General features: G+C 55.4%; 6 protein-coding genes and 2 pseudogenes. 3 read left to right on the plus strand and 5 right to left on the minus strand.

Features of this window, described 5'->3' with window-relative positions; translation table 11 throughout:
• The 3 genes and pseudogenes from FEM54_RS15175 to FEM54_RS15185 form a co-directional block, all read left to right on the plus strand.
• A pseudogene (locus FEM54_RS15175) lies at positions 1–197 on the plus strand (hypothetical protein); the annotation flags it as partial.
• A gap of 37 nt (positions 198–234) precedes the next feature.
• On the plus strand, positions 235–642 hold the full coding sequence (locus tag FEM54_RS15180; RefSeq protein ID WP_205894410.1) for a hypothetical protein: 408 nt from the start codon (positions 235–237) through the stop codon (positions 640–642).
• A gap of 72 nt (positions 643–714) precedes the next feature.
• On the plus strand, positions 715–1,881 hold the full coding sequence (locus tag FEM54_RS15185; protein WP_138451704.1) for a restriction endonuclease: 1,167 nt from the start codon (positions 715–717) through the stop codon (positions 1,879–1,881).
• 221 nt (positions 1,882–2,102) lie between these two features.
• On the opposite strand, the gene FEM54_RS15190 is transcribed toward FEM54_RS15185, so the two are convergent.
• From FEM54_RS15190 to FEM54_RS15210, 5 genes and pseudogenes are all read right to left on the minus strand, one after another.
• Entirely contained in the window at positions 2,103–3,749 is a 1,647-nt protein-coding gene (locus FEM54_RS15190; RefSeq protein WP_138451706.1) for a hypothetical protein, read from the minus strand.
• A 363-nt stretch (positions 3,750–4,112) separates the two neighbouring features.
• Positions 4,113–5,237, minus strand: a complete 1,125-nt coding sequence (locus tag FEM54_RS15195) for an HNH endonuclease (protein ID WP_138451708.1) — start codon at positions 5,235–5,237, stop codon at positions 4,113–4,115.
• A 279-nt stretch (positions 5,238–5,516) separates the two neighbouring features.
• Positions 5,517–8,228 (minus strand): annotated as a pseudogene (locus FEM54_RS15200) (conjugative transfer ATPase); the annotation flags it as partial.
• 17 nt (positions 8,229–8,245) lie between these two features.
• On the minus strand, positions 8,246–8,650 hold the full coding sequence (locus tag FEM54_RS15205; RefSeq protein ID WP_420875316.1) for a TIGR03751 family conjugal transfer lipoprotein: 405 nt from the start codon (positions 8,648–8,650) through the stop codon (positions 8,246–8,248).
• Positions 8,628–9,809 (minus strand): TIGR03752 family integrating conjugative element protein (locus FEM54_RS15210; RefSeq protein ID WP_138451712.1); only part of this gene is annotated, 1,182 nt, incomplete at its 5' end. The genes FEM54_RS15205 and FEM54_RS15210, both read right to left, overlap by 23 nt.

Here is a 9,809-nt window from a genome sequence, read left to right on the forward strand (position 1 = left end):
GCGCAACGGGCCATATGCAAGAGCTGCCGATCCTCAGCGTCGCGTTTTCCCGATCGACCATGGATGCGCTCAACCTTGACGCAATTGACCCATCTGATGCCATGAAGAATTTTGTTCACAACATGAGCTTCAAGAAGACCCTTGGCTTCGCGCCGGTGGCGGTACTTGACGCAACACGCTTCGCTGTCGGTGCTTGACTGACTTGAAGAGGGGGTTGTTATGAGATGCATCGGAATGGCTTTAATCGTATGTCTAGGCGCTTCACTGTCCTCGACCGTCAATGCTGAGTGCTTCGGCGAGGACGAATACATGGTCTGCTCGGACGTCGAAACGGACGCAGATGGCGATATCCACGCCCGGTCCTGGGATACCGACGGGAATACCTATCACCTGGATACCGAGACTCGGCCCTATGCAAATGGTCACGTGGTCGAGTCGAGCGACAGCGAAGGGAATACCTATCACCTGGATACCGAGACTCGGCCCTATGCAAATGGTCACGTGGTCGAGTCGAGCGACAGCGAAGGGAATAGCTATTCAATCAAGTCTTGGAGTGATAGCAGCGGCGCTCACACCGAAGACAGCGAGGGGAACGTCTGCACGATCACCCCTACTGGCCAGATGATTGGATGCGGGCAGTAACAAGGTCTCTATGCCGCTCGATTCATCGCTCAACATGCCATGCAGCTCACCATCAAAACGGGATGAACTTCGATGATTTACCAGTGCAATGGATGCAACAGGACCACCTTCGAAACGGCATGCCCGTGGTGTACGAGCTCTGAGTTGTCGCCCTCGTCTGAATTGAGTACTCGACACCTCACTCCTTTAGATCCTTCGTTTTACCCAGACTTTCAATACCGGTCGAAAGGTCTGATCAAAGACTTTCTGGGCAAAAAGAAGGAGCAGGCCCAACTCAACGATTTACTGAATAATGTCTTGAGGAAGTACGCAGAGCTGAAGCAGCCGTACTTCACCAATTTTATTCACACCACGCGTGAGGGCGCGAGCGGTCGTGAGGACGCCGAAGCACCAGGGCCGAGGATGGATGGCGTTTATACCGAGAGGGAACTGTTCCGGGAGGTCTTGATTCGCAAAGGTTTTGATGAGCTGGAACAGCTGCCTTCGCTCTTGGATAAGCTGCTTCTGACGACATCGTTCAACTCGGTTTATTTGGGCTTTTCGCGAGAGCTTAGCCGGCATATCAAAGCCAACCTCTCTGACACTTTGAGGTCATGGATCGAGGAAGCAGGCACCACATTTCGAGCGGATCTTGCGCTGTTTTACTACTACCTGTGGGAGAACGAGGTCGATTATTCCGGTATTCAATTCAATCCGCTGGCGACTTCCACGGCCGGTACGCCGTTGCTACCGATGCAGGCGTTCCGACAAGGTCTTAGCCTGTGCGAAACGATTTACTTCGATATCTTGGTGGAGCGACTCGCAAGTCAGCTGGAGCACTTCAACCCCAATCGCTTTATTACGATGTATCTCGTCGACGGAATGGACGGTTTCCAGTTTGAGGCGTTTTTGGTTGAGATCTTTCAAACCATTGGCTATGACGTCAAGGAAACCAAAAAAACAGCGGATCAAGGTGCTGATCTGTTTGTGAGCCGCTTCGGCAAGAACATGGTTATTCAAGCAAAAAACTATACGGGTTCTGTAGGCAACTCCGCCGTTCAGCAGGCGATTTCCGCCAAGGCGTTCTATGGCTGTGATGAGGCGATGGTGGTTACAAATTCCTACTTCACCCGACCGGCCAAGGAGTTAGCCAGCACAGCGGCGGTGCGGCTGGTTGATCGCGAGGGGCTTCAACGTTATTTGGATGACTATAACCAGAAGCTGATTGAGATGTTTCAGGCTGAAGAAGCTGAATGTTGAAGGGGCTTAGGCATGGGTACTGGGCTGTTCGCAGGACGCACCTGGGCAAGGTTGGGCTTAACGCTTTTCAGTGTGTCAAAGATCCTACCCTAGGGCGGAGGCGACGGAGAGGACTTCAACGTGCCTCGCCGCACTAGCGCCGATTGGTACTTGGGTTGGTTGAGGACGGAAACGTCCTGTTGTCCAGGAACGCGGCATTCACCGCGTCCCTGGTTACTTGGTCAGAAATTACTGCGTTGAAAGCGAATCGTGTGGAAGCTTAACTCCCCATCCCCGTCGAACATCGGCTCCTCCAAGGGGTTGGTCACCGCGTTGAAGGTCGGATCGAGCGCTGGTTCACTGGCCAGCAAGGTTGGCGCTGCCTTGAGATGCTCTGAAAACCCTTGTACGCGCAAGATCTGCCCTTCGCGAATTGCTTTCTTCAGCAACTTGAACGGTTGGCGCTCCACGAGCTTGAGTAATGCCGGTTCAATATTGCAGTACAGCGTATGCCTGTCCCCATCGCTTTGAGTTATGCGCCGGTTGATCAGATGGGTACTGTGGAAGACTGTCTGTTCGATACAGTTCATCGACAGGCTCAGATCAACTCTGCCATGGTCGACCGGCAGGTCAATGCGCATAGCGTAGCGCGCACCGAACGTAGCGTGCTCATAGTGAATGAAATTCCCCTTGCGCACCCGCTCCAGCACTTCCATGGCAAGGTCTGGATTGTCAGTCTGCAGGGTAAGGAGCGTTTCATTGGGCTCTGGCTTGATCTCAACACGCAGTTGGCATTCCAGGGCGAAGCGGCAGGCGGGAGTGATAAATAACAAATTACCCCAGCCGTTCAAGGGCGTGCTGATCCAACCCGCGGCCGCCGCGCCGCCCAGCAACCCGTTGCACAGGCTCCGGTGATAGTCTGAGTAATCCCAATGCTGGGGTTGGGGTTTGGACACGATCAGCGTCTCGATCTTCAGCAACTGGCCGCCGACCAGAATAATTTGATAGCGGTTATTGTCTTCGTCCGGGAACTGGATGTACTGCCGACGCAACTGCGGATGTATGACAGATTCTGAGCAGGGCACGCCGAACACCAGATAGGCGTTGCCCTGGTAGAGGAACGGAATGAATTCCTCACCTTCGTCGCTGTAGCGGCGTTCCTGCGACCACTCTTTCAGGCACTGCGCAAACCACAGGGAATGTTGTTGCATGCGCGAGCACGCGGGGATCAGCGGCTCAATGAACTCTGGCAGGTCGTCCCAATCGTCTCCACGTTGATACTCGAACAGATAGTCTCGGCTCGCTTGATACCACGGAGCGACCTCCCACATGATTTTCAGCTCGTCGCCAAAGGGCTCTGCAGTCAATGGCTCGACGGTGATCTCGGCGTCAAAGGTAAATAACCGCGGCCAGAAAATCCGTGTTCCAAACAGCAGTAGTTCCACGCCGTTGACACAGACTCGACTTTGAATAACCGCCAGTGGGTCGGGGCCCATGTCAGTGGGCAGCCATTCACTCGGCGTGACGGCTTGCAACACATCCGGCAGTGCCACTGGGTTACCCGGCACCGCAAACACCTGGCGCAGCGCTTCGCAGAGCGCTGGCAAGTTGCGGTTGGTGATGATCAGTTGGCTGACCGAGGCGGCCAACGGGCATAGATGCTTGGCCAGAAATGCTGTAGCGGTCAGGGACTGGGGCAACTCGGCCAGTTGCAGCGGACCTTGAAGAGGCTGCTCTTGATCAAGTTGGGCACACAGGTCTGCCCAATCGGCACAGCCATAGGGGCCGCGGGCTAAAACGTATTTGGCAGTGGTCAAGTCGATATCGAACAAATCGCGCAGACGCTTGGCCTGCACTTTGATGGTTTCGCGGTGTGTAGTCGGTACCATAAGTTTCTCCGTTGCTCCTAAGGAGCGACATCGGAGACGCCCACCCGCCATCCCCGACGCCCGGAAGAGGCTCAGGTCAAGAAATTGCTGTAATGATCATGGTTCGATCCGGTTAGCTGCGGCCGGTGAGGCCTCAAGGGGTGGGCAGCCCGTCGACCATGTAGCGACGTGTGGTCAAGTTAGCGCAAAGTAGTTTTCGACGCAAGCTGCTGTAACCACGCGAAAGATCTTCACCATAAACCGGCGTAATCGCTATACGGTCCAGTGTCCTAGCTGCTGTGCTTATTATTTACAGCCTTGCGGTCCTCTTGGATGGACATTGGCTATTTGGGCCAGAGCGTGGCGAAACCTCAAGGTTCACTTTTAAATCAAAAGTCGAAACTCTTCGAGTTTCTGCTCAACGACTTCCTCTGGCTTTCTGCCGTCTCTTTTTGCGAGCAACATTGAGCGCACATCTTCATCGTTAAATACGAGAATTAGCTTTCTATGGCTCATCCACTGTTCCCTTATGGTGTGAGTACCTCCCGCGGCATCGCACCCCTCTCGCGAAAATATCATGCCGAAAAGCCCAGCTCCTTGGGGTTTATGATAGTTTGCGACTTGTAGGCTTTCATTCTTGCCGAGCTTGCGAGTGTAATTTTTGGCGTAAACTACTAAGAAATCAGACATGTAATTACGTTGAAGGAAATGCCAGAATCCATTTTCTGCGTAATTAGGCAGTATGAAGTCGCGCCTGTTTGTCTTCGATTTATCTGCATGCTCTGGAAGCGGGCTTTTTAAGGGCGGGCAGAACAAGTGCTCCAAGATGCTGCCTACCAGATTTTGGTAAACGCTCCAGTCCGGTCTCCCAGGTTCGCATCCCTTCAATTCGACTATCAATTGATCTTCTCTGGTAAGTTTTGGCCCGCGCTTAACTCTTTTAGATAGTAAAAGTTTAAAGTGACTTGGCTCCAGTCTAGGCAATTGTTCTGAAAAGTTATGGGCGAAGTAATCGAGGTCCCAGAGCAAAATCCCAGCCGCTTTTAGCGCTTGGCTGTCCTCCTCCCTCAAGGTGGCGGGGATTGCGAAAACCGGTTGGCACTCTCCATAAGTCGCTGCGTAATTTTTTAAGTTTTCAATCTCGTCATAAACTTTTATAAGTGCAGGAATAGTGGTAGATCGGCACTCGATGAGTAGCTTTTTGTGTCGAGAGTGTATTTTGTGATTCGCCAGAATGTCCGCTCTGTAGCGGTGTGACTTACCGAATACAGCTTCCTGTACAATATCCGTGTATTCGTCGTTTTCACGCATTAAGTCAGAAAGAAAAAGAATGAATTCATATTTCGTTGGCGCTGGACGGATTCGAGAGTTGCACGCATTACAGACGAACAGCAAGTTGTCAGTGAATGGAAAGTCAACTGGGCTTTTAGGTTGGAAGTGATCGACTGCATAGCTTGACGAGGTTTCTATAGTGTTCAGGCAGAATTGACAGGTTAAAAAGCTTCCCATCGTATGTTCCTTATATTTGGAGCTGGTGATTAGCGTATTGCAGTTCTTATTTCTGGAGAAATCAGCGCCGCGCTATCATTTTTAGCGTGATAGCGATCTTATCAGCTTATGAGAGCATGCAGCTACGTGGGATATAGGCTCATGTTCTATTTGCCGTCTCATCGTTTGGACGATCCCAGTGCGGCATTATTTTGGTACTCATTTCGGAATGAAACCGTTGTTTGAGTACCGGCGCCGTCACTCCGGGTGAGCGTGCAGGTTAAAACAAGCGGCTAGTTATCAGCTCGCCAGCCCCTCAAATTCTAATGGCTCTATCCTTCGATTTCGATCCATTTCTTGTGCCATTCGCTGGGCTGCATCCAACTCGCTAATCCCGTGCTCACGCATCAAACCAAACCGCGCCGCCTTCTCCTCCGGCTCCGTCATCGCCAACGCCAGATGCAAGCTAGGCGGCACCGCCCGAAACAGCACCTCCATCGACTTCGACAAAATCACGCCCTCACAATATTTCCCCGCCTCCTTTCGTGCTGACAACATAAGCGCCTTCTGCGCCGGGCTCAGCTCGCGAAAACGCGCCACCTTTTCCACCTCATCCGGCGGCATGCTCAGGCAGATCCACCATTCAATCATATTCAACATCGGCTCGGCCGCCTTGGGCAGGTCATCCAGGTTCTGCGTGGCCAGCCAGTACCATGCACCGAGCTTGCGCCACATCTTGACGATCTTGACCACGTAGGGCGCCAGCAGTGGGTTCTTGGTGATGATATGGCCTTCATCGGTGACGTTGATGATGGGCCGCCCCAGGTATTGGTCGCGTTCGGCGATGTTGTTGACGGTGTTGAGCAGCGACAGGTAGGCGATGGACAGTTGAGCGTTGTAGCCTTCGCGGGCGAGGGTGGCGAGGTCGACGATGGTGATATCGGCTTCGGGCCATGGCGTGCCGGGGCGGTTGAATAACTCGCCATCCAGGCCTTGGCAGAATAATGCCATCGCTTCGGCCATCTCTTGCAGACGATTGCGGCGCATTTCCGGTAACGCGGGGTCGTTGCTGCGCTCGCGCAAGGCGTTGCAGACATCTTCGGTCAGTACCGTGCGGGCGGCCGCTACGCAGGTTTGGGCGGCCTGAAGAATGCATTGGCGAATCAGGCTGCGATCAGCACGGGTCAGGCGGGCTTCTTCCTTGTCTTCACCGCCGGTGATCATCAGTCGCGCGGTGATTTCCAGTTCGCCCAAGATGTCGCGTTGTTCGTCGTTGTCGAGGTCGTCGAGGCGGTCGGCGTCAAGGGTATAAACCTGATGGGGTGTTTCCACTAATCGCTGCGCGTCTGCAAAGGGCGCCAGACTGACGCCAGCTCCAGGTGCCAGCGTGACGCGATGCACGCTGAGGTCCAGACGCTGGGCAAACTCGCCAAACAGGCCAAAGGAATTGCCGGCCTCGACGATAAACAGGCGCGGCCGGTAGATGGCGGTGATCTGGTTAAGGATGTTGTTGAGGGTGGCGGACTTGCCAGAGCCCGTAGGTCCGAATAAAAACAAATGGGCATTCATCTGCCGGTCAAGGCGGTTGAGCGGGTCGAAGGTCAGGGCGCCGCCGCCACGGTTGAAGAAGGTGATACCGGGATGGCCGGTGCCTTGGCTACGTCCCCATACCGGGGCGAGGTGCGCCGCGTGTTGGACGAACATCAGTTGGGTATACCACTGGCGCGTGTCTTTGGCGGGATCGAACACACACGGCAGGTGGCGCAGGTAGCTATTGAGCGGCGCGACTTCATCGGCTTCGCGCACCGGTTGCACACCGGCATTGAGCAAGGCATTAGTCAGTTGTACGCCTCGGGCATCCAGCTCATTCAGGTCCTTGCCGCGCAGATAAAACGCCACTGAGCCGCGATACAGCTTGTGTGCGCTGCCGATCATGGAGCGCGCCTGCTGCACGTCCTGGCGGGTTTGTTCGGAGGCCAAAGTGTCGCCGACAGATTTCTTGTTCAGGTGATTGAGGTGCGCTTCCAGGGCGTCTTGAGGTGTGGCCACCAGGGTCAGGCATAACACGGTGTCTTCGGGCAATTGCTCAAACAGGCTGTTGATGGCGTCTCCCTTGCGCCGCTCGCCCGTCAGATGGCCGATAGCGGGCGGGCTGCGCAGGCGGTCGACCAGAATGACGCGATGGGGCATCTCGTCGAAATACCACACACCGTGCTGCGCGTCGGAGCGAGGTGAGTTGAAGAACAGGCGTTGTGTGAAGTCGGTGCCACTGGCGAGGTTGAGGTCGCCGGAGGCCGGAGTTTCTGGATGGCTTGCTAATGCATAGAAGTGGCGTTGATCGTCCACCGAGGTGGGGTTAGGGTTAAACCAGCGCAATAGCCAGTCATGAATCTGACTCGCATCCAAACGACTGGACTTCACCCCAGCATTGGCAAGGCCTGCAGTTAGCCGCTCGCACAGCGTATTCAAAGCGATTTCGGCCGCCAGGTCACTGCGAGAGGAAACCGCCGCCGGTAGATGCCGGTACACCACCATCCGCACGCGTCGGGTTTGTCCGCGCCATGGCAGGTGGGTGAGGGCGGTGTCTTCAAAGAGTCCGCCGGGCTTGGCGATCGCATTTAGATGATGGGTAAAGGAGCGCAGGTAGAACTGCGTAAATACTGAGTCTCGGACACGTGGATGCAGGTAGCTCTCCAGCGTATCGAGGTAACCCTGCCAGTGGGTTTCATCCTGGGCGTAGAACTGAACGACCCAAGGGTGATCATCGTGTTCATTCAAGCTGTCTTGCAGGGCATTTTCCAGGGCATCACGCGCCTGCAGCAGCCACTCGGCCTCACGACCTTCGGTGCCGACCGGTGTGAGTTCGAAGCAGGCGGCCACAGAGCGGCCATCATCGAGCAGTAGGCAGCCCGTCTCGGGCAAGTACTCAACCCAGGGCAGTAGCTCAACAAACGACGGTGCTGCGTGATATAGCGCCCGCTCATCGGTGCGGGTGGCGGGTCGTCGTTTGCCGCTTCGCCAGATGCTCATCAATAATCATCCAAGCGCTCGCCGGGCAAGGCGTATTGCACGCGTTGATAAAATGGAAACACCGTGCTGTAGCCCGGCACGGGCACGGGATCACTGCCGACCAGATGGGGAAATACAAACATCACCATGTCCGGATTGGGCAGACGTTTGAACTGTTGGTAAATCTCGGTTTGGGCCGTGCGTGTGTAAGGCGCGTTCGAGATTTCGCTGTGTAGCAGCGGGCGACGGAGTGCCCAGCGTACTTCATTCAACTGCCTGATCGATGGATTGGCGTGCTGATTCCACACGTCCAGCATGTTGCTGCCGTTATGGGTGAGCAGGTTTTCACTGTTGGTAGAACAGCCAGCCAACCACCCCAAAAGTCCGACAAGGCTCAGCGTTTTAATCCAGCTCCACATAGCCATGGCTACCTCCGAGGGTGTGGTCGACTTTGCGCCCGGCGGTGTCATAGTCGATGGCCAAAGCCTGTTGAATATGGACGGCCACCTTGGCGCCCGGCTCGACATATACCGCCGCAAACGCCTGTCCATACAGCTTGTTGACCCATTGCGACATCTCCTGCACGCCACTGGCCAACACGCGGCCCATGGCCTCATTACCCGTAATGCCGACGCTGCCGAGTGAGCCGTTGCTGGGGTTGATGTAGGTAGTGCTGCCATTGTTCTTGATCAAGGAAGCCGCTCCAGCCCCAGCGGCGGTGATCAAGGCTTGGGAGCCCAGGTACTGTTGGGCGTTGCTGCGCCGCTCGCCGCCCACACAGGGGATGCCATAGGGATCGCTGATCCATCCCAAAGCGTCTTGTGTTGAGCGTTCGTTTTGCGCATTGCCCTTGTGCTCAGGCACGGTACGAATGGTGCCGTCTTGAAAAACAAAGGTGATGGAGCGCACCTGGCCTCGAACGCAGGACAGGGTCCAATCTCCTGAAGCCGTACCGCTGACCACAGCGCCTGCGACCTGCGGCAGATCGATGCCGTTGGCGGTCAAATTGTCTGGGCCAATCAGCACTTTGAACGGGTAAGGGTCATTGACGGTGCCATCGATGGGAACGCGGCCAATCAGGGCCGTCATGGCCACTGAGCCCATCAAGGTTGCATTGGCTGGCACGCTGTACACCGGCGTAGCGGATACGACGGACTTGGCTCTACGCTCGGTCACCGCCTCAGTGACTTGCTGTAAGGGCTGCTGGGCGGGACCAAAGCGCGTTGGAAATGTGGCGGTTTTTTCTTTACCGCGTGGCGTGGCCGGACGTGCGTCATCTGGCTCAACCCAACGCAGTGTTTCATTGCCCGAGGGGGGCTGATCGCCCGCACGCAGGCCAAGACCAATGGGCAGGTCCAGCTCTTTTTGGCTGAGTGTCTGCAGCTGTTGCTGCAGATCCTTTAGCAGGCCTTGGGTCTGCTCGGTCTCACTGTTGCGGGCCTGTTCCGCGCGATTGCGCTCAGTGTCCAGCAGGCTTTCGACGCGCTGTTCGATGCTGCTTTCCCGCTGCCGCAGGCGATCGTTTTCGCTTTTTTGGGCAAGGTTATCGGTCACTGATGTTTTCAGTTCCTGCCGCAGTTGTTT

The organism is Pseudomonas edaphica, assembly GCF_005863185.1.
GTDB lineage: Bacteria > Pseudomonadota > Gammaproteobacteria > Pseudomonadales > Pseudomonadaceae > Aquipseudomonas > Aquipseudomonas edaphica.

Coding starts and splice junctions, on each gene's coding strand:
- FEM54_RS15180 (WP_205894410.1), top strand. CDS start 235: ATGGCTTTAATCGTATGTCTAGGCGCTTCACTGTCCTCGACCGTCAAT.
- FEM54_RS15185 (WP_138451704.1), top strand. CDS start 715: ATGATTTACCAGTGCAATGGATGCAACAGGACCACCTTCGAAACGGCA.
- FEM54_RS15190 (WP_138451706.1), bottom strand. CDS start 3,749: ATGGTACCGACTACACACCGCGAAACCATCAAAGTGCAGGCCAAGCGT.
- FEM54_RS15195 (WP_138451708.1), bottom strand. CDS start 5,237: ATGGGAAGCTTTTTAACCTGTCAATTCTGCCTGAACACTATAGAAACC.
- FEM54_RS15205 (WP_420875316.1), bottom strand. CDS start 8,650: ATGGCTATGTGGAGCTGGATTAAAACGCTGAGCCTTGTCGGACTTTTG.